The organism is Paracoccus sp. UBA889 (assembly GCA_002294185.1).
GTDB lineage: Bacteria > Pseudomonadota > Alphaproteobacteria > Rhodobacterales > Rhodobacteraceae > Paracoccus.
In genome coordinates this window covers 47,896-71,493 of sequence record DBFD01000052.1, presented here as the reverse complement: position 1 = coordinate 71,493, position 23,598 = coordinate 47,896, and the positions used below count along the sequence as shown (strand labels likewise).

At 65.3% G+C, this 23,598-nt stretch carries 24 protein-coding genes; 16 read left to right on the top strand and 8 right to left on the bottom strand.

The window, feature by feature from the left end:
- Positions 1 to 110 precede the first annotated feature (110 nt).
- Both thrS and B4L36_RS11335 read left to right on the top strand, forming a co-directional pair.
- On the top strand, positions 111 to 2,057 hold the full coding sequence (gene thrS / locus B4L36_RS11340) for a threonine--tRNA ligase (protein WP_292957035.1): 1,947 nt from the start codon (positions 111 to 113) through the stop codon (positions 2,055 to 2,057).
- 207 nt (positions 2,058 to 2,264) lie between these two features.
- Complete coding sequence (locus B4L36_RS11335) at positions 2,265 to 2,471, top strand: cold-shock protein (RefSeq protein ID WP_089388183.1); 207 nt, start codon at positions 2,265 to 2,267, stop codon at positions 2,469 to 2,471.
- A gap of 54 nt (positions 2,472 to 2,525) precedes the next feature.
- Here the strand turns inward: B4L36_RS11335 and B4L36_RS11330 are convergent, their stop codons facing one another.
- Complete coding sequence (locus tag B4L36_RS11330; RefSeq protein WP_292957022.1) at positions 2,526 to 2,936, bottom strand: (R)-mandelonitrile lyase; 411 nt, start codon at positions 2,934 to 2,936, stop codon at positions 2,526 to 2,528.
- Between the two features lie 282 nt (positions 2,937 to 3,218).
- Between B4L36_RS11330 and B4L36_RS11325 the strand changes: the two genes are divergently transcribed.
- Together B4L36_RS11325 and B4L36_RS11320 are read left to right on the top strand one after the other, a co-directional pair.
- Positions 3,219 to 3,833, top strand: a complete 615-nt coding sequence (locus B4L36_RS11325; protein WP_292957019.1) for a DsbA family oxidoreductase — start codon at positions 3,219 to 3,221, stop codon at positions 3,831 to 3,833.
- A gap of 58 nt (positions 3,834 to 3,891) precedes the next feature.
- Positions 3,892 to 5,112, top strand: a complete 1,221-nt coding sequence (locus B4L36_RS11320; protein ID WP_292957016.1) for a multidrug effflux MFS transporter — start codon at positions 3,892 to 3,894, stop codon at positions 5,110 to 5,112.
- On the opposite strand, the gene B4L36_RS11315 is transcribed toward B4L36_RS11320, so the two are convergent.
- The 4 genes from B4L36_RS11315 to B4L36_RS11300 form a co-directional block, all read right to left on the bottom strand.
- Positions 5,071 to 5,757 carry an AAA family ATPase gene (locus B4L36_RS11315; protein ID WP_292957013.1) on the bottom strand — a complete coding sequence of 229 codons (687 nt, stop codon included), beginning with the start codon at positions 5,755 to 5,757 and terminating at the stop codon, positions 5,071 to 5,073. The genes B4L36_RS11320 and B4L36_RS11315 overlap by 42 nt on opposite strands.
- Positions 5,754 to 6,527, bottom strand: a complete 774-nt coding sequence (locus B4L36_RS11310; RefSeq protein ID WP_292957010.1) for an ATP-binding cassette domain-containing protein — start codon at positions 6,525 to 6,527, stop codon at positions 5,754 to 5,756. Before B4L36_RS11310 ends, B4L36_RS11315 begins: the two co-directional genes overlap by 4 nt.
- Positions 6,524 to 7,579 carry an ABC transporter permease gene (locus tag B4L36_RS11305; protein WP_292957007.1) on the bottom strand — a complete coding sequence of 352 codons (1,056 nt, stop codon included), beginning with the start codon at positions 7,577 to 7,579 and terminating at the stop codon, positions 6,524 to 6,526. The genes B4L36_RS11310 and B4L36_RS11305 overlap by 4 nt, the downstream gene beginning before the upstream one ends.
- 86 nt (positions 7,580 to 7,665) lie before the next feature.
- Complete coding sequence (locus B4L36_RS11300; protein ID WP_292957004.1) at positions 7,666 to 8,694, bottom strand: sugar ABC transporter substrate-binding protein; 1,029 nt, start codon at positions 8,692 to 8,694, stop codon at positions 7,666 to 7,668.
- 119 nt (positions 8,695 to 8,813) lie between these two features.
- Between B4L36_RS11300 and B4L36_RS11295 the strand changes: the two genes are divergently transcribed.
- The 8 genes from B4L36_RS11295 (at position 8,814) to B4L36_RS11260 (ending at position 17,842) form a co-directional block, all read left to right on the top strand.
- Positions 8,814 to 9,926: an ROK family transcriptional regulator gene (locus tag B4L36_RS11295; RefSeq protein ID WP_292957001.1), complete on the top strand. Its 1,113-nt coding sequence runs from the start codon at positions 8,814 to 8,816 to the stop codon at positions 9,924 to 9,926.
- Positions 9,927 to 10,092: 166 nt separating this feature from the next.
- Entirely contained in the window at positions 10,093 to 10,713 is a 621-nt protein-coding gene (gene rpsD, locus B4L36_RS11290; protein WP_292956998.1) for a 30S ribosomal protein S4, read from the top strand.
- A 176-nt stretch (positions 10,714 to 10,889) separates the two neighbouring features.
- Positions 10,890 to 11,933: an endonuclease/exonuclease/phosphatase family protein gene (locus tag B4L36_RS11285; RefSeq protein ID WP_292956995.1), complete on the top strand. Its 1,044-nt coding sequence runs from the start codon at positions 10,890 to 10,892 to the stop codon at positions 11,931 to 11,933.
- Positions 11,934 to 12,007: 74 nt separating this feature from the next.
- Positions 12,008 to 13,099 carry a histidinol-phosphate transaminase gene (hisC, locus tag B4L36_RS11280; RefSeq protein WP_292956992.1) on the top strand — a complete coding sequence of 364 codons (1,092 nt, stop codon included), beginning with the start codon at positions 12,008 to 12,010 and terminating at the stop codon, positions 13,097 to 13,099.
- On the top strand, positions 13,096 to 14,028 hold the full coding sequence (locus B4L36_RS11275) for a prephenate/arogenate dehydrogenase family protein (protein WP_292956989.1): 933 nt from the start codon (positions 13,096 to 13,098) through the stop codon (positions 14,026 to 14,028). Before hisC ends, B4L36_RS11275 begins: the two co-directional genes overlap by 4 nt.
- Before the next feature lie 41 nt (positions 14,029 to 14,069).
- The gene (locus B4L36_RS11270) at positions 14,070 to 14,642 is read left to right on the top strand and encodes a gamma-glutamylcyclotransferase (RefSeq protein WP_292956987.1); all 573 of its coding nucleotides are present in this window, start codon (positions 14,070 to 14,072) and stop codon (positions 14,640 to 14,642) included.
- A gap of 257 nt (positions 14,643 to 14,899) precedes the next feature.
- The gene (locus B4L36_RS11265; RefSeq protein WP_292956984.1) at positions 14,900 to 16,117 is read left to right on the top strand and encodes a biopolymer transporter ExbB; all 1,218 of its coding nucleotides are present in this window, start codon (positions 14,900 to 14,902) and stop codon (positions 16,115 to 16,117) included.
- A 3-nt stretch (positions 16,118 to 16,120) separates the two neighbouring features.
- The gene (locus tag B4L36_RS11260) at positions 16,121 to 17,842 is read left to right on the top strand and encodes a peptidoglycan -binding protein (RefSeq protein WP_292956981.1); all 1,722 of its coding nucleotides are present in this window, start codon (positions 16,121 to 16,123) and stop codon (positions 17,840 to 17,842) included.
- A gap of 17 nt (positions 17,843 to 17,859) precedes the next feature.
- Here the strand turns inward: B4L36_RS11260 and B4L36_RS11255 are convergent, their stop codons facing one another.
- The 3 genes from B4L36_RS11255 to B4L36_RS11245 are packed head-to-tail and all read right to left on the bottom strand — an operon-like array spanning position 17,860 to position 19,979.
- Positions 17,860 to 18,195: an SMR family transporter gene (locus B4L36_RS11255; protein ID WP_292956978.1), complete on the bottom strand. Its 336-nt coding sequence runs from the start codon at positions 18,193 to 18,195 to the stop codon at positions 17,860 to 17,862.
- Positions 18,195 to 19,244 carry a YihY/virulence factor BrkB family protein gene (locus tag B4L36_RS11250; RefSeq protein ID WP_292956975.1) on the bottom strand — a complete coding sequence of 350 codons (1,050 nt, stop codon included), beginning with the start codon at positions 19,242 to 19,244 and terminating at the stop codon, positions 18,195 to 18,197. The genes B4L36_RS11255 and B4L36_RS11250 overlap by 1 nt, the downstream gene beginning before the upstream one ends.
- A 30-nt stretch (positions 19,245 to 19,274) precedes the next feature.
- Complete coding sequence (locus tag B4L36_RS11245) at positions 19,275 to 19,979, bottom strand: hypothetical protein (RefSeq protein WP_292956972.1); 705 nt, start codon at positions 19,977 to 19,979, stop codon at positions 19,275 to 19,277.
- Between the two features lie 140 nt (positions 19,980 to 20,119).
- On the opposite strand from B4L36_RS11245, the gene purB reads away from it, so the two are divergent.
- The 4 genes from purB to B4L36_RS11225 form a co-directional block, all read left to right on the top strand.
- Positions 20,120 to 21,433, top strand: a complete 1,314-nt coding sequence (gene purB / locus B4L36_RS11240; RefSeq protein WP_292956970.1) for an adenylosuccinate lyase — start codon at positions 20,120 to 20,122, stop codon at positions 21,431 to 21,433.
- A 90-nt stretch (positions 21,434 to 21,523) separates the two neighbouring features.
- Positions 21,524 to 22,537, top strand: coding sequence for a FliG C-terminal domain-containing protein (locus B4L36_RS11235; RefSeq protein ID WP_292956967.1), 1,014 nt, complete (start codon positions 21,524 to 21,526; stop codon positions 22,535 to 22,537).
- A gap of 136 nt (positions 22,538 to 22,673) precedes the next feature.
- Complete coding sequence (locus tag B4L36_RS11230) at positions 22,674 to 22,817, top strand: hypothetical protein (protein WP_292956964.1); 144 nt, start codon at positions 22,674 to 22,676, stop codon at positions 22,815 to 22,817.
- Between the two features lie 128 nt (positions 22,818 to 22,945).
- The coding region (locus B4L36_RS11225; protein WP_292956961.1) for a type I glyceraldehyde-3-phosphate dehydrogenase at positions 22,946 to 23,598 on the top strand (653 nt) is incomplete at its 3' end.

Here is a 23,598-nt window from a genome sequence, read left to right as displayed (position 1 = left end):
TCCTTCGTTCCCGTGCCAATCTTGACACTTTTCGCCGCGAGGTCCATGGACTGGCGCAGATAACCCGCAACCGGGCGTTCCGTGGGCGCCAGACCGACGAGGAGGACGGCATGTCCCAGATTTCCCTGACCTTTCCCGATGGCAATGCGCGCAACTACGCAGCCGGCATCACCGCCGCCGAGGTTGCCGAAAGCATTGCGCCCAGCCTCGCCAAGCGCGCCATATCGGCCTCGCTGGACGGGCGGCACATCGATCTGCAATGGCCAATCGAGGATTCCGGCGCGTTCAGCATTCACACCATGAAGGACGAGGCGCCGGCGCTGGAGCTGATCCGCCACGATTTCGCCCATGTCATGGCGCGCGCGGTGCAAGAAATCTGGCCCGATGCGAAGGTCACGATCGGACCCGTGCGCGATTATGGCTGGTTCTACGATTTCGACCGCGCCGAACCGTTCACGCCCGAAGATCTGGGCCGCATCGAGGCGAGGATGAAAGAGATCATCAACGCCCGCGATCCCGTCCGCACCGAGATCTGGGATCGCGATCGCGCCCGTGCCTATTATCGGAACCGCGGCGAACCCTTCAAGGTCGAGTTGATCGACCGGATTCCGGGCGACGAACCGCTGCGGATGTACTGGCACGGCGACTGGCAGGATCTGTGCCGCGGCCCGCATCTGCAATCGACCGGCCAGCTTCCCGCCGATGCCTTCAAGCTGACCCATATCGCCGGCGCCTACTGGCTGGGCGATGCCAGCCGCCCGATGCTGCAACGCATCTACGGCGTGGCCTTCCGCAACCGTGACGAGTTGAAGGCCCATCTGCACATGCTGGAAGAGGCCGCCAAGCGCGACCACCGCAAGCTGGGCCGCGAGATGGACCTGTTCCATATGCAGGAAGAAGCGCCGGGTCAGATTTTCTGGCACCCGAACGGCTGGAACATCTATGTCGCGCTGCAGGACTACATGCGCCGCCAGCAGCGTGCCGACGGCTATGTCGAGGTCAATACCCCGCAGGTCGTCAGCCGGAAATTGTGGGAAGAATCAGGTCATTGGGACAATTATCAGGAAAACATGTTCATCGTCGAGGTGGACGAGGATCATGCCCGGACCAAGACCATCAACGCGCTGAAGCCGATGAACTGCCCGTGCCACGTCCAGGTCTTCAACCATGGGCTGAAATCCTATCGCGACCTGCCGTTGCGCATGGCCGAATTCGGATCCTGCAACCGTTACGAGCCCTCGGGCGCGCTGCACGGGATCATGCGCGTGCGCGGCTTTACCCAGGACGATGCGCATATCTTCTGCACCGAGGATCAGATCGAGGCGGAAACGAAGAAATTCATCGAGTTTCTGGCCAGAATCTACGCCGATCTGGGCTTCGCCGACTGGACCATAAAGCTGTCCACCCGCCCCGAAAAGCGCATCGGCTCGGACGAAAGCTGGGACCGGGCCGAGGCCGCGCTTGGTAATGCCTGCATCGCGGCGGGCCATGATTACACGCTGTTTCCCGGCGAAGGCGCCTTCTACGGGCCAAAGCTGGAATTCGTGCTGACCGATGCCATCGGTCGCGACTGGCAATGCGGCACCTTGCAGGTGGATCCGAACCTGCCAGAGCGGCTGGATGCGGAATATGTCGGACAGGACGGCGCGAAACATCGCCCGATCATGCTGCACCGTGCCGTGCTGGGCAGTTTCGAGCGATTCATCGGCATTCTGATCGAAAACAGCGCCGGCAAGCTGCCGCTGTGGCTGGCGCCGCGTCAGGTTGTCGTCGCCTCGATCGTCTCGGACGCCGATGATTACGTCCACGAAGTGGTCGAAACCCTGCGCGCGGCGGGATTGCGGGCCGAGGCGGATACGCGAAACGAAAAGATCAACTACAAGATCCGCGAACATTCGGTGGCAAAAGTGCCCGCGATTCTTGCCATCGGCATGAAAGAGGTAGAGGATCGGACGGTCTCGATCCGCCGTCTGGACCAGCAGGGCAGCAAGTCCCTGTCACTGGAACAGGCCGCCGAGATGTTGAAGACCGAAGCCACACCGCCGGATCTGCGCTGAAATGCGCCAATGTCGCCGGGACTTCACGCGCGGCACACGATTCCGCGCGCGATACCCCTTGCGTTTCTTAACGATTCGGTCATCCTCAAACCTGCGTGAGCAAGGACTTTCTACCGCCTCCCTTTCGATGGGCAGCCGGAATACCGAAAGCGGGCTGCACGGCCTGGCGCAATCGGGCGTCGGGATGACTTGAAGGAGAGAACGGTTATGGCGACCGGAACGGTGAAATGGTTCAACGCCACCAAGGGCTATGGCTTCATCGCCCCCGATGATGGCGGCAAGGACATCTTCGTCCACATCTCGGCGGTGGAACGCGCCGGGCTGACGGGCCTCAAGGACAACCAGAAAATCGCATACGAACTGCAATCGGGCCGCGACGGCCGCGCATCGGCCAGCGATCTCAAACTGCTCTGATCCCAGGGGATCCTCGGCATTCACGGCCCGCTTCGCGCGGGCCGTTCTTTTGTGTCACCCGCTTGCGGACCGGCCGTCATATTCGGTTTCGGTCACCTTCTCCAGCCATGTCACCGCACTGCCATCGACGGCTTCCTGAATGGCGATATGGCTCATCGCGGTATCGGGCGCGGCGCCGTGCCAGTGTTTCTCGCCAGCCGGAATCCAGACGACATCGCCCTGACGGATCTCCTCGACCGGCCCGCCATCGCGGGCGGCCAGTCCACGCCCGAACGTGACGATCAGGGTCTGCCCGGCCGGATGCGTGTGCCAGGCGGTGCGGGCGCCGGGCTCGAAGGTGACATGGGCGCCCACCGCGCGTCCCGGAGGCTCGGCCTGAAACAGCGGATCGATCCGCACCTGACCGGTGAAGTAGTTTTCGGGGCCGGGCCCCGATGGCGCGCGGCCCGAATGCATGATCTTCATGGCGGCCTCCTCTGGCGCAGGGTGACATGGGCCTGTCGGCAATGGCAAGCTCGGTTCTTGCCCCCACGGATCAAGTCCGCCATGGGCCGAGTTGCAGGTCGGTCGCGCCAGCCCTATCATCGGAACCTCCCGCAGGGTCCGAAGCCAGCCGCCGGCTTGCGCACTGGTGGTCCAGGCGGGCCCTGCCCGAAACCTGCCGATCCGGCCAGAGGCGCCGCCCTGCGCCACGACCCGCACGAACAACCACTGCGCGCTGCGCGACCGTCACCGCAAGGACATGCCATGATCCGCCTCGATATCTTCTCTGATCCGGTTTGCCCCTGGTGCCTGATCGGCAAACTGGAACTGGACCGCGCCCTCGAAAGCCGCTCCGATCATCCGTTCCGCATCGCCTGGCACCCGTTCCGCCTGAACCCGCAGATGCCGCGAGGGGGGATGGATCGACTGGAATATCTGAAAATGAAACCGGGCGCCGCCAATGCCGCGCGCGCGCTGGCCGAACGCGCGGCCGCGATGGGACTGGATCTTCGGCCGCCAACCCGTCAGCCCGACACCAGCGATGCGCACCGCCTGATGCATTGGGCCGGCCTTGAGGGCGAACAAGGGCGCGTCATGTCCGGCCTGCTTCGCGCCCATTGGCAGGAATCGCGCGACATCTCGGATCCGGCCGAACTCGCGCGGATCGGCGGCGCGGCCGGCCTGGATCAGGCCATGATCGCCCGGCTGCTGGACAGCGACGCCGACCGCGACGAGATCGCCGCGCGCGAGGCTCATGCCCGCGAGCGTGGCATCAACGCGGTGCCGACCTTCATCGTCGCCGACCGCCACGCGATCGGCGGCGCCCAGCCCGCGCATGTCTGGCAGGGCGTCATCGATGAACTGACCGACCCCGCGTGACTTGCAGGATCTGCAAAAACGGTCTATCAGCCGGAGGCTGCCGGAAAGGTGCCCTCCAATGATCCAGGAAACGCGGTTCCAGCAGGCGCCCCTGCGACGCTTGCCGATGCCCGAATTCATCGCGATGCTGGCGTTCCTGTTCGCCACCGTCGCCTTTTCCATCGATGCCATGCTGCCGGCATTGCCGCAGATCGCGCGAGACCTGACCCCAGACAACCAGAACCGCGCCCAACTGATCCTCACCGCCTTCGTCGCCGGCATGGGCACGGGCACTCTCTTTGCCGGTCCCATCTCGGACGCGATCGGGCGCAAGCGCGCGATCACCATCGGCTTTGGCGTCTACATCCTGGCCACCCTTGCCGCGATCATGTCGAATTCGATCGAGATGCTGCTGGCCGCCCGCTTCGCGCAAGGCCTTGGTGCCGCGGCGCCGCGGATCGTCGGCCTGGCGCTGGTTCGCGACCTTTATGCCGGCCGCGAGATGGCGCGGATCACCAGCTTCGTGATGATGGTCTTCATCATGATCCCGGCGCTGGCACCGTCGATCGGGGCGGGAATGATCCGCCTGGCGGGCTGGCACGGCGTTTTCGGAGGCTTCCTGATTTTCGCGCTGATCGGTTGCACCTGGCTGAATCTCCGCCAGGCCGAAACGCTCCCGCCCGAACGACGCCGGCCGCTGCGCGCCGGCCCGTTGAAGGCGGCCGCGCGCGAGGTTCTGTCCAGCCCGCATGTCATGATGTGCACGCTGATCCTGACGCTGGGCTTCGGGCAGATGTTCGGCCTGCTGTCCTCGGCGCAGCAATTGTTCGGCGAGGCCTATGGCAAGGGCGACGCCTTCCCGGCCTGGTTTGCCGCGATGGCGCTGCTGTCGGGATCGGGCACGATCCTGAACGCCACCTTCGTGACGCGCTTCGGAATGCGGCGGATCGCGAAATGGGCCTATATCATGCAAACCTTCGTCAGCGGCGCGATGCTGGTCCTGCTGGCGGGGGATCTGTTGCCGGCCGGCCTGCAGTTTCCGGCCTTCTTCCTCTGGTGTGTCAGCGTCTTCTTCATGGCGGGGGTGACATTCGGCAACCTGAACGCGCTGGCGCTGCAATATGTCGGCCATATCGCCGGCATGGCGGCCTCGATCGTCGCCGCGATATCGACCGTAGCGGCGACACTGATCGCCGCTCCCGTCGGTCTGCTCTACGACGGCACGGCGGTTCCCGTGGTCGCGGCGACGCTGATCTGTTCAGGTCTCGCTTGGTTCCTGATGCGCTTTCTCTATGACTAGAACGGCATCGGCTGCACGAGATTGCCGCGCTACCAGCCGCGCATTGGCCAGATCATTGGCCAGATGCGCAGCGACTGCCGCGCGATCTCGGCCAAAGCCCCGCCAGCGCGCCTCGAGCCTGTCGCGCAATCGGGCCTCGGGCACATCCAGAAAGACGCTCAGATCATAGCGGATCCGGTTCCACGGCGCCCGATCCAAAAGCAGGTAATTGCCTTCGATCACCACGATCCGATCCGAGGGCGCGACCACGCCCGCCCCGGCAACCGACAATTCCCGCCCGCGGTCGAACAGCGGAAAGACCACTTCCGCCTGCGCATGCGACAGGCGCGCGGCCAGCGCCGCAAATCCCTCGGCATCGTATGTCTGGACGGCCCCCTTCACCTCCCGCAGACCCCGCGCCTCAAGAACCGCGTCATCAAGGTGGAATCCGTCCATCGGCACCAGGACCGCCTGCTCCAACCGCGCCACCAGCGCCTCGGCCAGGGTGGATTTCCCCGATCCCGGCGCGCCCGCCACCGCGACCAGAATCCGGTCACCGGGCAAGGCGCCGATGCGATCGATCAGCGCGCGGCCTTCTTCGTTGTCGAAATACCCCGGGGGGAGTCCGCAGGACGGGGGGCGGCGCCCCCCTGCCCGATCGCTCATGCCGCGGCCTCGTCGGGAATCTTCGCGCCGGTCATGTAGGCCACGGCATCCGACATGGAATGATCCTTGGGATCGATCACGCACAGCCGCTTGCCCAGCCGGTGAATGTGGATCCGGTCGGCGACTTCGAAGACATGGGGCATGTTGTGGCTGATCAGCACGATGGGAATCCCGCGCGAGCGAACGTCCAGGATCAGATCCAGCACGCGCCGGCTTTCCTTGACCCCAAGCGCGGCCGTCGGCTCATCCAGGATGATGACCCGGCTGCCGAAGGCCGCAGCGCGGGCCACCGCGACGCCCTGGCGCTGTCCGCCCGACAGCGTCTCGACCGGCTGGCCGATGTTCTGGATCGTCATCAGCCCCAGTTCCGACAGCTTGTCACGCGCGAACTTGTCCATCGCCGCCTTGTCCAGCATCCTGAACCACCGGCCCATGACACCTTCCTTGCGGATCTCGCGGCCCATGAAGATATTGTCGGCGATGGACAGGGCGGGCGACAGGGCCAGCGTCTGATAGACGGTCTCGATCCCGGCCTTGCGCGCCTGCAGGGGACTGTCGAAGCTGACCGGACGGCCGTCCAGCCGGATCTCGCCCTCATCGGGCTGGACCGCGCCCGATACCGCCTTGATCAGGCTGGACTTGCCGGCGCCGTTATCGCCGATCACGGCCAGGATCTCGCCGGGAAAGAGATCGAAATCGGCATGGTCGATCGCGGTCACGCGGCCATAGCGCTTGACGATGTTGCGGGCTGTCAGAAGTGGTTCGGTCATGACGAGATCTTCCTGATCCACTGGTCCACGGCGACGGCGACGATGATCAGCCAGCCGGTCGCGAAGAGTTGCCAAAGAACGTCCACGCCGGCAAGGCGCAGCCCCGAATTGAACACGCCGACGATCAGCGCGCCGATCAGCGGCCCCAGGATCGAGCCGCGCCCGCCGAACAACGAGATCCCGCCGATGACCACGGCGGTGATCGATTCGAGGTTCGATTCGAAGAACGAGGTCGGACTGACCGAACCGACCCGCCCGATCGAAGACCACGCGGCCAGCGCGCAGATGAACCCGGCCGTCATGTAGACCGACATCAGCACGCGTCTGGTCTGGATACCCGCAAGGGCGGCGGCCTCGGGATCGTCGCCGACGGCATAGACGCGCCTGCCCCAGGCGGTCTTGTTCAGCGCATACCACAGGACCGCGAAGACGATCAGCATCAGAACCACGCCCCAGGTCAGCACGGCGCCGCCCAGATTGAACCGCGCGCCGAACAGCTTCAGCAGCGGCGCCTCGGCGTCCAGCGTCTGGCTGCGGATCGTCTCGCGTCCGGACAGATAATAATTCAACGCCAGGAAGATATTCCAGGTGCCCAGCGTGGTGATGAAGGGAGGCAGCTTCAGGCGGGTGACCAGAAGGCCGTTCAGCCCGCCGGTCAGAAGGCCGCAGCCCAGCCCCAGCAGGATCGAGATCGGCACGGGTATGCCCAGATCCAGCGACAGCCGCCCCATGACGACCGAAATCATCACCATGACGGCGCCAACCGACAGGTCGATGCCCGCGGTCAGGATGACCAGCGATTGCGCGGCGGCCAGCGTGCCCACGACCGCCACCTGCTGCATGATCAGCGACAGGTTGAAGGCGGAAAAGAAATTGGGCGCGATCAGACCGAAGGCGATCAGGGACAGCACCAGCACGATGACCGGCACCATGGTCGGGTAGCGGTGCAGGAAATGCTGCAAACTCTCCAGCGGGCCGCGCGAATGCTGTTCGAACGAGGCCACGGATTCGGTCGCGCTCCGCTCGGCCGGGGGATCAGGGGCATCCGACATGGTTCTCTCCGGATACGGGGTGATGGGCGGCGCGGCGTGACGCGCCGCCCGGATTGCGTGACTGGAAGACGTCGCTCAGCCAGGTATCAGCCCCAGCACTGATCGGTTCCCTCGGCCACGGTGATCGACGGGACGCCCTCGACCGGCTGATCGGTGACAAGGTTCACGCCGGTATCGGTGAAATCCAGTCCCTCGCTGGCCTGGGGCCTGGTGCCATCCTTGGCGAAGGCGGCGATCGCCTCGATCCCCATCGAGGCCATCTTCAGCGGATATTGCTGCGAGGTCGCGCCGATCACGCCCTCCTTGACGTTCTGGACGCCCGGACAGCCGCCATCGATCGACACGATCAGTGCGTCTTTTTCCTTGCCGAAGGATTTCAGCGCCTCATAGGCGCCCGCGGCGGCGGGTTCGTTGATCGTATAGACCAGATTGACGCCGGGATCCTTCTGCAACAGGGCCTCCATCGCCTGACGGCCGCCCTCTTCGTTGCCCGAAGTCACCTCATGGCCGACGATGCGCGGATCATCCTCGTCCCCGATCGTGTTCTTGTCCTTCACGTCGATGCCGAAGCCCTCCATGAAACCCTGGTCGCGCAGCACATCGACCGAGGGCGCGCTTTCGGACAGATCGAGGAAGGCGATCCTTGCGTTCGCGGCCTCCTCGCCCATCTTGCCCTTGGCCCAGGCGCCGATCAGGCGGCCGGCCTCGTAATTGTCGGTGGCAAAGGTGGCGTCGGCCGCGTCGATCGGGTCCAGCGGCGTATCCAGCGCGATGACCAGGATCCCGCGATCCTGCGCCTGCTTGACCGAATCGACGATGGCCTTCGTGTCCGAGGCGGTGATCAGGATGCCCTTGACGCCCGCCGCGATGCAGCTTTCCATCGCCTGCTGCTGGGTCTCGTGATCGCCGTCGACCTTGCCGGCGAAGCTCATCAACTGCATCCCAAGTTCATCCGCCTTGGCGGTCGCGCCTTCCTTCATCTTCACGAAGAATGGGTTGATATCGGTCTTGGTGATCAGACAGGCCTTCACCGGTTCCTGTGCCTGTGCCAGACCGGCGGTCATGGCCAGCGCCGACGCCGCCAGCGACAGACGGATCAGATGTGTCATCGTCATTTCTACACTCCTCCACGACGGCGGATTCCTCTTCCGCCCTGGCCGATACAAAGCCTTACATCTTTCCGCTTGTCAATAAATCAATTTGCTTGATTAATACCCGGCAGGAGGATCTCTGAATGCCGAGCGCAGACGTGACCAGCGGCGATCGCAGCCGGAACGAGCGGCTGATCCTGTCGGTGATCCGGCGCCACGGACCGCTGTCGCGCGCGGCGCTGGCCCAGGCAATGGACTTGTCGCCGCAGGCGATCACCAACCTCAGCCGCAAGCTGATCGAACAGGGCTTTCTGGCGCAGGAAAAGGTCGTGCGCGGCAAGGTCGGTCAACCTTCGACGCCGCTGGCGCTGGCGCCGGACGGGGCCTGGTTTCTGGGGCTGAAGCTGGGTCGCAGACTGGCCGAACTGGCGCTGGTCGATTTCACCGGCCAGACGAAACTTCACCGCCAGGAGATATCATCCTATCTGCACCCCCAGCGGGTTCTGGGCTTCGCGCGGCACGGGATCGCCACCTTCATGGCCAATCTGCCGCGATCAGCGCACCGCCGGATCGCCGGCCTCGGCATCGCCACACCCTTCCGATTGTGGGATTGGGGCGCCGAGATGGCCGCCTGGAAGGATCACGATCTGCGCGCGGAACTGGCCCGGGATCTGCCTTTTCCGGTCTTTCTGGAAAACGATGCGACCACCGCATGCGGGGCCGAACTGATCTTCGGCCGCCAGAACCTTCCCGCCGATTTCCTGCACATCTACATCGCGCATTTTCCGGGTGGCGGATTGGTCCTGGACGGCAAGCTGCGCTTCGGGCCGCAACGCAACGCGGCCGCACTGGGATCGATTCTGGTGCCCGATGGCGGACAATTGTTGGAACGCGCCTCGGTCGCCTCGCTTGAGGCGCGGCTTGGCCGGGCCGTGCATCCCGACGATTCGGCCTGGGACGTTCCCGAGGCGATCGAGGCGGAATGGGCCGAACAGGCCGGACGCGCGTTGGCATTCGTGTCCCTGGCGGCGGTGTCGATCGCCGATCTGCCGCTGGTGGTCATCGACGGCGCGGTACCGCCCGCGACCCGCGCCCGGCTGGTCGCGGCGACGCGACATGCGATGACGGCCCTGCCCCGCGAAGGCATCGTGCCGCCCGAGGTGATCGCGGGCAGCCTTGGCCGCAATGCCCGCGTCCTGGGTGCCGCCGCGTTGCCATTGTCGCATTTCTTCCAGCCCGACGGCCAGCTTGGCTGAGACCGCGCCCATCCGTCGGCGGGGTGCGGTCACGATCGCGGTTGACACCGCCGGCACGGCCTCTATAAGCGCGCACTTCATTGGTGTTGGTGGCCCCCGCAAGGGGATGCCTGTCGGGCCTGAAGCCAGAGGACAACGCCCTTCACATGAAGGAAGGAGATCAGCCGTGACCAAACGCACGTCTGCCAAGTACAAGATTGACCGCCGCATGGGCGAAAATATCTGGGGCCGCGCCAAATCGCCGGTCAACCGCCGCGAATACGGTCCCGGCCAGCACGGCCAGCGCCGCAAGCAGAAGCTGTCGGATTTCGGCACCCAGCTGCGCGCCAAGCAGAAGCTCAAGGGCTATTACGGCGATCTGACCGAAAAGCAGTTCCGCCGCATCTATGCCGAGGCCGAGCGCGTCAAGGGCGATACCGGCGAGAACCTGATCGGCCTGCTGGAACGGCGTCTGGATGCCGTCGTCTATCGCGCCAAATTCGTGCCGACCATCTTCGCCGCGCGTCAATTCGTCAACCACGGTCATGTCGAGGTGAACGGCAAGCGCGTCAACATCGCCTCCTATCGTGTCAAGGAAGGCGACGTGATCTCGATTCGCGAACGTTCGCGCCAGCTGGCCATCGTTCTGGAGGCCGTCGGCCTGCCCGAGCGTGACGTGCCGGATTATCTGGAAGTGGACCACAACAAGATGACCGCGACCTTCGTGCGCATCCCGGCCCTGGGCGACGTGCCGTATGCCGTGCAGATGGAGCCGAACCTGGTCGTCGAATTCTACGCGAAGAACTGATCTTCGCCGACACCCGATCCTCAAGGGCCGCATCTTCGGATGCGGCCTTTTTCGTCGTGCCGATGCGGCAGGGTATGGTGCGGCAGCCCGCGACGATTTCGATATTGGCTTCATAGGCCTCGTGGTATCATCGCCGCACTTTGCGCCCTTTCCCTGCCACGAGACCGGAGGCCGGGATGGCCCGACGCGATATCTCGTTCTGTTCGTTCAACCTGCTGAACCTTCAGCTGCCGGGCCGCGCGGTCTATTCCGACAGGGACGGCTGGCCCCAGGATGTCTATCGGCGCAAGATCGACTTTACCGCGCGGGCCCTGGCCCGGATGGAGGCCGATCTGTTCGGCTTTCAGGAATTATGGGCGCCGGAAGCCTTGCAGGAAGCAGTGGATCAGGCCGGCCTGGGCGAAAGCCATGTCATGATCGCGCCACCCGATCATCCGGGCACGCGGATCACCTGCGCGGCGGCGGTGCGCCGTCACATGCTGGTGGGAGATCCGGACTGGATCACCGATTTTCCGCCCGAGCTCGTGTTGCGCTCGACCGGGGACGATCCGCAGCAGCCCCGGATCTCGGTGGCGCTGGAGGGGTTTTCGCGGCCCGTCCTGCATCTGCGCGTGCAGCCCGATCCCTCGACCCCGGTGATCGAGGTCTTCGTGTGCCATTTCAAATCCCGGCGCCCGGCCGAGATCTGGCGCGAAGGCGACTGGTATGACCGCGAGATTCACGGCCCCCACGCCAATGCGCTCGGCTACGCCATCTCGACCATCCGACGCACCGCCGAGGCGGCGGCGCTGCGGGTCATCATGACGCGGCTGGCAAAGGGTTCGGACAATCCCGTCGTCGTGCTGGGCGACATGAATGACGGCAAGGATTCGAACACGCTCAACCTTCTGACCGAACAGCCGCGATATCTGACCGCGCTGTCGCGCGGCGGTGGCGACAACGCGCTCTACACGGCGCAGGTCCTGCAGGAATACCGCTCGGTCCGCGATGTCTATTATACCCATATCTATCAGGAGCAGCACGACAGCCTGGACCATGTGCTGGTCAGCGAGCAGTTCTATGACAATTCGCGCAAGCGGCTGTGGCGATTCGACGACATGCTGCTGCTGAACGACCACCTTGACTGGAACGATCACAAGACCAGCGGCAGCAACGACCACGGTATCGTTCTGGCCCGTTTCAGATGGTCGCCCCCGACGCCCGCCATGCCCGTCCTGTGACGGCGCCGGCAGCGTCCACTTTCCTTGCCCCCGTTCCCCCGCTATGAGGGCGGCGAATGACGGGGGAGACGGGCATGACAGGGATCGAACCGCAGCCGGGCATCATGGAGATCGCACCCTATGTCAGCGGCGAAAGCCGACTGGCGGGCCATGACGATGTGCTGAAACTGTCCTCGAATGAAAATCCCCTGGGGTGCAGCCCGGCCGCGCGGGCCGCCTTTGCCGCGGCGGCGCCGGATCTGCACCGCTACCCCGCCACCGACCATGCCGCCCTGCGCCGGGCGATCGGCGAGGTTCACGGGCTGGATCCGGACCGCATCATCTGCGGTGTGGGATCGGACGAGGTGCTGCAATTCGTCGCCCATGCCTATGCCGGGCCGGGCGACGAGATCATCACCACCGAGCATGGCTTTTCGATGTATCCGATCCTGGCGCGGATGGTCGGCGCGATCCCCGTCACCGTGCCCGAGGCTGTGCGCCGCATCGACGTGGACGCGATCCTTGGCGCCGTGACCGAACGGACGCGCATCGTCTTCATCGCCAACCCCGCCAACCCGACCGGCACCATGCTGGGCGCGGACGATCTGTCGCGGCTGGCCGAGGGGCTGCCGCCGCGGGCGATCCTGGTCCATGACGGAGCCTATACCGAATTCGCGGATGGCTTTGACGGCGGCGCCTCGCTGGTGGACCGGCATCCGAACGCGTTCATGACGCGGACATTTTCCAAGATTCACGGGCTGGGCGGGCTACGGATCGGGTGGGGCTACGGCGTGCGCGGCGTGATCGATGTTCTGAACCGGATCCGCCAGCCCTTCAACCTGTCCAGTGCCCAGATGGCGGCGGCCGAGGCCGCGATCCGCGACACCGCCTTTCGCGACCATTGCGCCGACCTGAATGCAAGGATGCGCCGGCGGATGCGCGAATCGCTGATCCAGATGGGGATCGGCTGCGACGAGAGTTTCGCCAATTTCGTGCTGGCCCGCTTTGCCGATCCGGACGAGGCCGAAGCCGCCGATGCCGCCCTGCGCGGTGACGGCATCCTTGTCCGTCGCGTCGGCGGATATGGCCTGCCCGCCGCGCTGCGCATCACGCTGGGCGACGAAATCGGCACGACGCGCGTGATCGACAGCCTCGGCCGTTTCATGGCCGCGCGGAGACCGGCATGAGCGTGATCTATGACCGTGTGGCCCTGATCGGTCTGGGGCTGATCGCGGGCTCGATGGCCCATGCGATGCGAAAGGCCGGATTGGCCGGCGAGATCGTCGGCCATGCCCGCAGCGATGCCACGCGCAGGACCGCGCGCGAGATCGGATTGTGCGACCGGATCGAGGACAGCGCCGACAGGGCCGTCGCGGGCGCGGATCTGGTGGTGCTGGCGGTGCCGGTCGGCGCCATGGGCGATGTCGCGGCCACGATCGCGCCGCATCTGAAACCGGGCGCGACGGTAACCGATGTCGGCTCGGTCAAGCAGGCGGTCATCGACGCTGTCGGCCCGCATATCCCGAACGGCGTGCATTTCATTCCCGGTCATCCCCTTGCGGGCACCGAACATTCCGGCCCCCGCTCGGGTTTCGCGACACTGTTCAGGAATCGCTGGTGGCTGCTGACCCCGCTGCCCGGCAGCGATCCGGCAGCGGTGGCGCGCCTGTCGGATCTGGTCCGCGCCATGGGCGCCAAGACCGACAGGATGGAGCCGGGCCATCACGATCTGGTGCTGGCCGTGACCAGCCATGCGCCGCACCTGATCGCCTATACGATGGTCGGCGTCGCCGATCATCTCAGCCGCGTCACCGATGAAGAGGTGATCCAGTATTCGGCCGCCGGGTTCCGCGACTTCACCCGCATCGCCGCCAGCGATCCGACCATGTGGCGCGACGTGTTCCTGCACAACAAGGAGGCGACGCTGGACATTCTGGGCCGCTTCACCGAAGAGCTGTTCGTGCTTCAGCGCGCGATCCGCATGGGCGACGGCCAGCAGCTGTTCGATTATTTCAGCCGCACCCGTGCCATCCGCCGCGGCATCATCGAGGCCGGCCAGGATACCGGGGCGCCCGATTTCGGCCGCGGCCACGACGACGCACCCCGGGGATCCTGAGCCGTCTTTCATCCCGCGCCCCGCTCGCCTAGATTTGGAGCATGGCAAGGGACTTTCGGAAACCGGCTTGGGTCTTCGGCTACGGATCGCTGATGTGGGATCCGGGCTTTCAGCCGCTTGAGACCGTGAAGGCGCGGCTTGACGGCTATGCGCGACGTTTCTGCCTGCGATCCGTGCGCCATCGCGGCACCGCGGAGGCGCCGGGGCTGGTGCTGGGCCTCGACCCCGACGATTCGGCCCATTGCAGGGGCCTCGCGCTTGCCATCGACCCAGTGCAGCATGACGAAGTGATGGCCTATCTTCGCGCGCGCGAGATGGGCACCGAAGCCTATCGCGAGGCGATCGTCACGCTGACGCTGGAAGATGGCCGCCGCGTCGAGGCCCTGGCCTATGTGATGCGCTGCGATCATCCCCAATATGCGGGTGACCTGGGCGCGGACGAACAGGCGCGGATCATCGCCGGAGCTCATGGCGGCCGGGGTCCGAATGCCGATTATCTGTTCAACACCGCCCTGCATCTGGCCCGGATCGGCCTGCCCGACAGCGCCATGGACCAGCTTTCCGACCGGGTGCGGCGGCTGATCGCGACGAGGCAGCCCTCACGAGAGGGCTGAGCATCGGTTTACCCTGACCGTCGGATCGCTTGGCAAGCGTCCGGTCGCGCCCTACACTCGTGCGTGTACGAGGATGCCGGGAACGGGAATGCCAAGCCTTGCGTGAACAGGACAGCGGCCCAGAACCCGCCGGGACCGGCAGCGGCCCGGCCCGGCCCGGCAGGTTGAGTCTGCCAAGCCGCCGGATTACCGCAACACGCGGCACCGGCGCCGCCAGCCCGTCCCATCCGCATTTCTCGCAACCGGTCCGGCAGATCATGCTGATGCTGACGGTGCTGGCGCTGGTCCTGGCCGGCGGCTGGATCGCCTATGGCCGGATTCTGCCCATCTTCATGGCCAATCGCTGGCTGAACGGACTGATCCTGACCGTCTTCGGACTGGGCGTGCTGGCCTGTTTCTGGCAGGTCGGCCAGCTTGTCCGATCGGTCAGCTGGATCGAACGGTTCGCCTCTCGCCGGCGCAACGCGGTGGAAAAGGGCGTCGCGGCGCGTGGCATGGGCGACAGCGACGTGCCGCCGCGCCTGCTGGCGCCCCTGGCGGCGCTGCTGGGAACCCGCGGGCCGGCAGGCGGCGTGATCTCGACCGGTTCGGCGCGGTCGATCCTCGATTCCGTCGCGACGCGGATCGAGGAATTGCGCGACATCACGCGATACCTGTCCAATCTTCTGATCTTCCTTGGCCTTCTGGGCACCTTCTATGGCCTCGCCACCACCGTTCCGGCGGTCGTGGACACGATCCGGGCACTGGCCCCACAGGAAGGCGAAAGCGGCATCGCGGTCTTCGACAAGCTGATGGGCGGACTTGAAGCGCAGCTCGGCGGCATGGCCACGGCCTTTTCGTCGTCGCTTCTGGGTCTGGCCGGATCGCTGGTCGTGGGCCTGCTGGAACTGTTCGTCACTCATGGCCAGAACCGCTATTACCGTGAGCTGGAAGAATGGATGTCGGGCTTTACTCGCGTCTCGCTGGGCTCGACAGAGGGCGAGGGGGCGAATGATGCCGCCATCGCGGGCTTTCTGGAACAGATGGCCGACCAGATGGAGCGGTTGCAGCAATACCATGCCGAACGCGATGCCGGCCGCGACGACGCCGCCGCCATGGCGGATGAACGCATCGTGGTCATGGCCGAGGCGCTGGAGGCGCTGGTCCGCCGGGCCGAGGCCGAACGGGAATCGACCGTGGCCCGCGCGGCCAGCCTCAGCGGCGCGCTGAACCGTGTGGCCGAGGGTCAGGAAAGGCTGGTCGAACTGGCGCAATCGCGCGCCGATCAACCGGCGCCGGTTCCGCCCGACCTGTCGGGAATCGAAACCGCGCTGCAACGCATGGTCGCCGATCTGAACGAGGGCCGGGACGAGATGCTGGCCGAACTGCGCTCGGACATCCTGGTGCTGACACGGGCGGTGCGCGCGGCGCGGTTCGGCGATCCGTTCCGCGACGATCTGCTGCACGATCCGCTGATCGACCGGGGCGCACGCTAGATCATGGCACTGCGCCGGGCATCCTCGGTCAATCGCTTCTCGGCCACGATCTGGCCGGGTTTCGTGGATGCGATGACGGCCCTGTTGATGGTGCTGATGTTCGTGCTGACGATTTTCATGGTGGTGCAGTCTGTGCTGCGCGAACAGATCACCACGCAGGACGACACGATCACCCGGCAGGACCGGAAACTGTCGCGTCAGGAACAGCAGATCGACCAGCTTGGCCAGCGCGTCGCCGCGCTTGGCGAGGCCCTGACCGCGTCGGAAGGGCGCGAGGCGGCGCTGCAGGACGAGACCCTGCGTCAGTCCCAACGCGCCCAAAACGCCGAAAGGTCGCTGGATCAGGCCCAGGCCGAGGCGCGCGACAGGGCGGCGCGGATCACCCGGTTGAACAACCAGCTTGATGCCAGCAGAACCCGGCTGGACGAGGCAAGATCGCGGCTGACGGATTTCGAGGCCGAGGTGGCGGCCCTGATGGCCGCGCGTCAGCAGGATCGCATCGAGGCCGAGGCGCGGCAGGCCGATCTGCAAACGCAATTGTCCGATCAGCGGGACCGCGCGTCGGCGGCAGCGCTGGCCGTCGCCCAGGCCCGCAACGAGATCGACGCCAAGACCGAACAGGCGCGTCTGGCGGCGGCGCGGCGCGATGCTCTGGAGGCCCTGGTCGCCGATCTGCGGCGTCGCAATGCCGATGCGGGTCAGGACAAGGTCGCCCTGCAGGCCGATCTGACCGCCGCGCAGTCGCGCCTGTCCGAGGCCGAGGCCGCGCGGCTGACCGAGGCCGAGGCTGCCAGGGCGCTGCGCGCGCGGCTGGAAGGCGCCGACGCCGAACTGACCGCGATGACGCTGTCGCTGGAAGAAAGCCGCAAGAAGGCCGAGGACACGCTGACGCTTCTCGCCGCCGCCGAAAACGCGCGCGACCGGCTGTCGAACGAGGTCCGCACGAACGCTGCCCAGACCGAACGGCAGGCCGCGCTGCTGGCAAAGGCGCGCGAGGAGCTGGACCAGAGCCAGCAGATCTCGCAGGACAGTCAGCGCCGGGTCGCGCTGCTGAACGAACAGGTTGCATCGCTGACCTCGCAGCTTGGATCGTTGCAGGCGCTGCTGGAAACGGCGGGCGATGATCAGAAACAGGCCGAAGTGAGGGTCGAGACGCTGGGCCGGCAGTTGAACGCCGCCCTGCTGCGCGCGGCCGAGGAAAAAGAGCGCCGGCTGGCCCTGGAACGGGAGGCACGCAGCAAGGCCGAGGCAGAAGCCAAGGATCTGGCCCGCTATCGGTCGGAATTCTTCGGGCAATTGTCGCAGATCCTGTCGGGGCGCGAGGGGGTGAAGGTGGTCGGCGACCGCTTCGTGTTCCAGTCCGAGATTCTCTTTCCTCCGGGCGAAGCCAGCTTGTCGCCCGCCGGCCGCGCCCAGATCGCCGGCGTCGTCCGGATGCTGGGAGACATCGCCGACAAGATCCCGCCCGAAATCGACTGGATGATCCGCGTGGACGGTCATACCGACAGCACGCCCCTGTCGGGCACGGGCCGCTACCGGGACAATTGGGAACTCAGCCAGGCCCGTGCACTGGCCGTGGTGCGCTTCATGATCGACGAATTGCAGTTTCCGGCAAACCGCCTGGCGGCGACGGGATTTGCGGATACCCGTCCCATTACCGACGGCGCCTCGCCCGAGGCCCGCGCCCAGAACCGCCGGATCGAGCTGAAACTGACCGAGCGCTGAGGGCGCCTTGCCTCGGCTCAATGCCCTGCCGTCTGCGAGAACAGGTTGACGACGATCACGCCCGCAACGATCAGCCCCAGCCCGATGACGGCCGGCAAGTCAAGCCGCTGATGAAAGACGAAAAGGCCGATCAGCGCCACAAGCACGATGCCAAGCGCACTCCAGATCGCATAGGCGACGCCCAGGGGCAGGACACGCAAGGCCAGTGACAGCAGGTAGAAGCTGGCCAGATAGCAGATGGCCATGCCCAGTGTCGGCCACAACCGGCTGAATTGCTGCGAGCGTTGCAGAAGCGAGGTGCCAACCACTTCCAGCGCGATCGCCATGGCCAGGGGCAGGTAGGGCGATGCCATCACCCCGCCCTGTCGGCTACTTTGGCCGAATCGTCCAGGCCGGCCAGTTGCTTCATGTAGCGTTCGATCTCGGAATTGATTTCGGCCCCGACCAGCACGATCATCGCGGCCAGCCACAGCCACATCATCAGGCCGATCACCGCGCCGAGCGAGCCGTAGGTTTCATTGTAATTGGCGAAATTGGCGGCATACCACGAGAACAGGATCGAGGTGACGACTAGGGTCACGGCGGCAAAGATCGCACCGGGCGAAATCCAGCGCCAGCGGCGGTTGGGCACCGCCGGCCCCCAGCGATAGACTGCCGCCAGCGCCACCAGCAGCACCAGGAACATGATCGGCCAGCGGATGAAGCTGATCAGCCTTTCGCTGGTATCGCTGAGCGGCAGCCACGCAAGCAGGATCGGAATGACGGCGATCACGCCCAGCATCAGCATCAGCAGCAAAAGTCCGCCCAGCGTAAACCCCATCGCGACCAGATTCAGCCGGACGAAGCTGCGGGTCTCTTTCTGAAAGAATGCCACGTTCAGCGCCGACAGCAGCGCCTTCATCCCGCCATTCGCCGAATAGAAGGCAACCAGCAGGCCGACGATCCCGGCCAGCGAAAGCGCGCCCGAGGGCGAGGTCGCGATGGCTTCGACCTGGCGCGAAATGATGTCCAGCGCGCCCTGAGGCAGGAAACGGTTCAGCACCTCCAGATGACCAGCGATCGAGGAAGGGTCGGCCACCAGTCCATAGATCGACACGAAGGCCGTGATCGCGGGAAACAGCGACAGCAGGCCGAAGAAGGTGACACCGCCCGCCACGGCCGTCACACGGTCGACGCCGATCTGCCCGAAGGTCCGCTTGACGATCGTGGCCACATCGCGAAAGCCCAGATCGCCCAGATGAGGCATCTTGCCGCCAAGGTCTCTCCGGATGGCGGGGGGATCGACCGTCCCGGAGGCGGTCGGCAAACCGTAATCGCGACGGGTCTGGTCGTCCAGCTCCCCGATCAGGGCATCCAGAACGGATCTGCGCGCCCCGCTGCCATCAGTATTCTGTGTCACCATGCGCTCAACCCTGCCCTGTCGGATCGGCGCTCACAAGCGATGCTGCCGGGAATCGTCGGGCCTGCGTGGCATGGAAGCCTCATCCTGCTGGGCGGGGGGCGGATTTCCACGCACGGCTTCGCGCACCGCGTCGGCCGCGGCGGCGAATTCCGCGACGATGCCGCTGGCTTGTGCGGCCACACCGCGAAAGGCCTGGAATGCTGTCAGCAGCGATTGGGCAACCCCTTCGAGCCCGGAAGACAATTCAGAGGCCGTCCGCGTCAGTTCCTCGGCAGCATTGCGACGCCGTGGCGGATTGCGATCGCGCGCCGCCTCGGCCCGAAGGCGCGCCGACTCTGCGCGATCCTGACGGGCCTGTTCACGGGTGCGACGGCGGATCGCCTCGCGTTCATCCTCATCCAGTGCCGAAAAACGCGGCGCCAGCCTGGCGTCGTCTCGAATCGTGGCCCTTCCCGTCCGGGGCCGATCGGATTCCGGGATGCCCACGATCTTGCGCGCCGCCATCAGCGTGCCGGCCGTGACGCCGGCCACGCCCAGCCCGACGCCGCCCCAGACGATGATCTTGGCGCTGAGCGACGGGCCGCGAGCGGCGGCGCGGCGGCTGGCTTTCAGTGCCCGCAGCGGATGGCTGCCGGGGGGGCGATGACCTTCTGGGACCGGCCGGGGGCCAAAGCGGGTCTCGCTGGTGCGGTCGGCTTCGGTCAGGTGGTTCGGGTCGTCTTCGCTGTGATGCATCGCGGCAATCCTCGTCCTGGCGGAAAAACTTGCCTGATCAACCGCCAGCCCCGCCCGAATGTTCCGCAGCCGCGCGCGCAGAAATCTTGCCCCCGGCCCGCCACCCCGCTATGCCGCAGCCAGCCACGAAGGAGCCCGCCATGATCCCGCGCTATTCCCGCCCCGACATGACCGCGATCTGGTCGCCCGAGACGAAGTTCCGGATCTGGTTCGAGATCGAGGCTCATGCCTGCGACGCGCAGGCCGATCTGGGCGTGATCCCGCGCGAGAACGCGGAGGCGGTCTGGCGGGCGAAGGACGTCCAGTTCGACGTTGCCCGGATCGATGAAATCGAGGCCGTGACCAAACATGACGTGATTGCCTTCCTGACCCATCTGGCCGAACATGTCGGCAGCGATCACGCCCGCTTCGTGCATCAGGGCATGACCTCTTCCGACGTTCTGGACACGACGCTGAACGTCCAGTTGGTGCGAGCCGCCGACATTCTGCTGGCCGATCTGGACCGCGTTCTGGCGGCATTGAAGAAACGCGCCTATGAACACAAGAACACGCTGCGGATCGGCCGCAGCCACGGCATCCATGCCGAACCGACCACGATGGGCCTGACCTTCGCTCGGTTCCATGCCGAGATGGCGCGCGGTCGCGCCCGGATGGAACGGGCCCGCGACGAGGTTGCAACCGGCGCCATCTCCGGCGCGGTCGGCACCTTCGCCAATATCGATCCGGCGGTCGAGGAACATGTCTGCGCAAGGATGGGGCTTCGTCCCGAACCGATCAGCACGCAGGTGATTCCGCGCGATCGCCATGCGATGTTCTTTGCCACGCTGGGCGTGATCGCCAGCAGCATGGAAAACATCGCCATCGAGATTCGCCACATGCAGCGGACCGAGGTTCTCGAGGCCGAGGAATATTTCAGCCCCGGCCAGAAGGGCAGTTCCGCCATGCCGCATAAGCGCAATCCGGTCCTGACCGAAAACCTGACCGGTCTTGCGCGGCTGGTACGGATGGCGGTGATCCCGGCGATGGAGAACGTCGCCCTGTGGCACGAACGCGACATCAGCCATTCCTCGGTCGAACGCGGCATCGCACCCGACGCGACGATCACGCTGGATTTCGCGCTGAACCGGCTGGCCGGGGTGATCGAGAAGCTGGTGATCTATCCCGAGACGATGCTGGCCAACATGAACAGGTTCAAGGGTCTGGTGATGTCGCAGCGCGTGCTTCTGGCGCTGACCCAGGCCGGCGTCTCGCGCGAGGATGCCTATCGCCTGGTGCAGCGAAACGCCATGAAGGTCTGGGAGGAAGGCAAGGATTTCAAACAGGAATTGCTGGCCGATCCGGATGTGACCGCGGCACTGAGCCCGGACCAGATCGAAGAGAAATTCGATCTGGGCTATCATACCAGACATGTCGATACGATCTTCCGCCGCGTATTCGATTCAAATCTTGGGTAATTATTCCCGGCGCCGATAACGGCCTGTTAGCCAGATCCTGCCAGATTGGCCCGCATGACAGATGACGGACCGACCAGGGGGCAGCAGACGATGACCGGGGCAAGACTGAGCCAGCGGCAGAAAGCCGCGGTGATCGTGCGGCTTCTTCTGGACGATGACGAGGCGTCCGGCCTTGCGCGGCTGGACAGCGACAGTCAGACATTGGTGGCCGAAGAAATGGCGCGGATGGAACTGGTGGACCGTGACACCCGCGACGCCGTCATCACCGAATTCTGCGACCGGCTGGAATCGGTGGGCGTGACCTTTCCCGGCAATCTCGACGGCACGCTGGCGATGCTGGGCGCACGATTGTCGGAAGACAGCGTTGACCGGCTGCGGCGGCTGTCGGCGATGTCCGGCAAGGGCGATCCCTGGACCCGCCTTGCCAGCCAGCCCGTCAATCGGCTTATCGCGGTGGCCAATTCGGAATCGGTCGAAATCGTCGCGCTGATGCTGGCCAAGCTGCCGGTTTCGAAGGCGTCCGAGACATTTTCCGCCCTGTCGCGCGAACGTGCGCATGAGGTTGCGCAGGCAATCTCGATGACCGGCGGCGTCAGCGCACAGGCCCTGCATCGCGTGGGTCTGGTGCTGCTGCAGGCGGCCGAGGCCCTGCCGCGACCGGCGATCGAAACCCCGGCCAGCGAACGGATGGGGGCGATTCTGAATTTCGCCGCCGCTGATCTGCGCGAAGAGGTTCTGGACAATCTGGACCGGCAGGATGCCGACTTCGCCGGCGGCGTGCGCCGCGCGATCTTTACCTTCGATCACATCCCGCGCCGTGTCCAGGCCCGCGACTTGCCGCGCATCGTCCGCGAGGTCGAGCAGCCCGTGCTGCTGCGCGCGTTGTCAGCCGGTTCCGATGCCGACGCGGCGGCTGCCGAATTCATCCTTTCGAACCTCTCTCAACGCATGGCCGACGGATTGCGCGACGAACGCGAGGGACTGAGCAACCTTCGCCCCGCCGAAATCGAGGAGGCGACGAAACAGGTGGTGACGGTCATCCGCAGGCTGGAAACCGAAGGTGAGATCACGCTGATCCCGATGGCCGAGGAGGAAGATAACTGACCCCCGGCCGATTGGCGCGGAGAATCCTGTCACCACCGCGATCATTCTGGCGGACTGCAACCGAAGGACCCGGCGGAACGACACGGCCTCTTGCGTCGCCGGACCGGCGATCCGATAAGATCTGCCGGAGCCTGCCTTGACCAACCTGATCGCGTATATTCTGTTTGCCCTGATCGTCGCGATTTTCGCCGCCGATCATTTCCTTCTGAACCTGGGACTGCCGGTCATGGTCGGCAAGGCGATGGATCGCTTTATCGAATATCTCAGCTTCTGGCGCTGAAAGCCTTGGGCCCGGTGCAAGGGCTATGGGGTGGCCTCGTGACGAAGTTCGCAACAACGAGGGATTTGCATCCGCGAGAAGCGCAGGCTAGAGCATGGCGCAACGTCATCTGGTCGGGAGAGATAACCATGGCAGTCAAGGTCGCCATCAACGGTTTCGGTCGCATCGGGCGCAACGTGCTGCGCGCCATCATCGAATCGGGCCGCACCGATATCGAGGTGGTCGCCATCAATGATCTGGGCCCGGTCGAGACCAATGCCCACCTTCTGCGCTATGACAGCGTGCATGGCCGCTTTCCGGCCACGGTGACGGTCAGCGGCGATACGATCGATGTGGGTCGCGGCCCGATCAAGGTCACCGCGATCCGCAATCCGGCCGATCTGCCCTGGGCCGAAATCGACGTCATCATGGAATGCACCGGCATCTTCGCCTCGAAGGAGAAATGCCAGCCGCATCTGACGACCGGCGCCAAGCGCGTGCTGATCTCGGCCCCCGGCGAAGGCGCCGACAAGACCATCGTCTTCGGCGTCAACGATGACACGCTGACGGCCGAGGATCTGGTCGTCTCGAACGCAAGCTGCACCACCAATTGCCTGGCGCCCGTCGCCAAGGTGCTGAACGACGCGATCGGCATCGACCGCGGCTTCATGACCACGATCCATTCCTATACCGGCGACCAGCCGACGCTGGACACGATGCACAAGGATCTGTATCGCGCCCGCGCCGCCGCCTTGTCGATGATCCCCACCTCCACCGGCGCCGCAAAGGCCGTGGGCCTGGT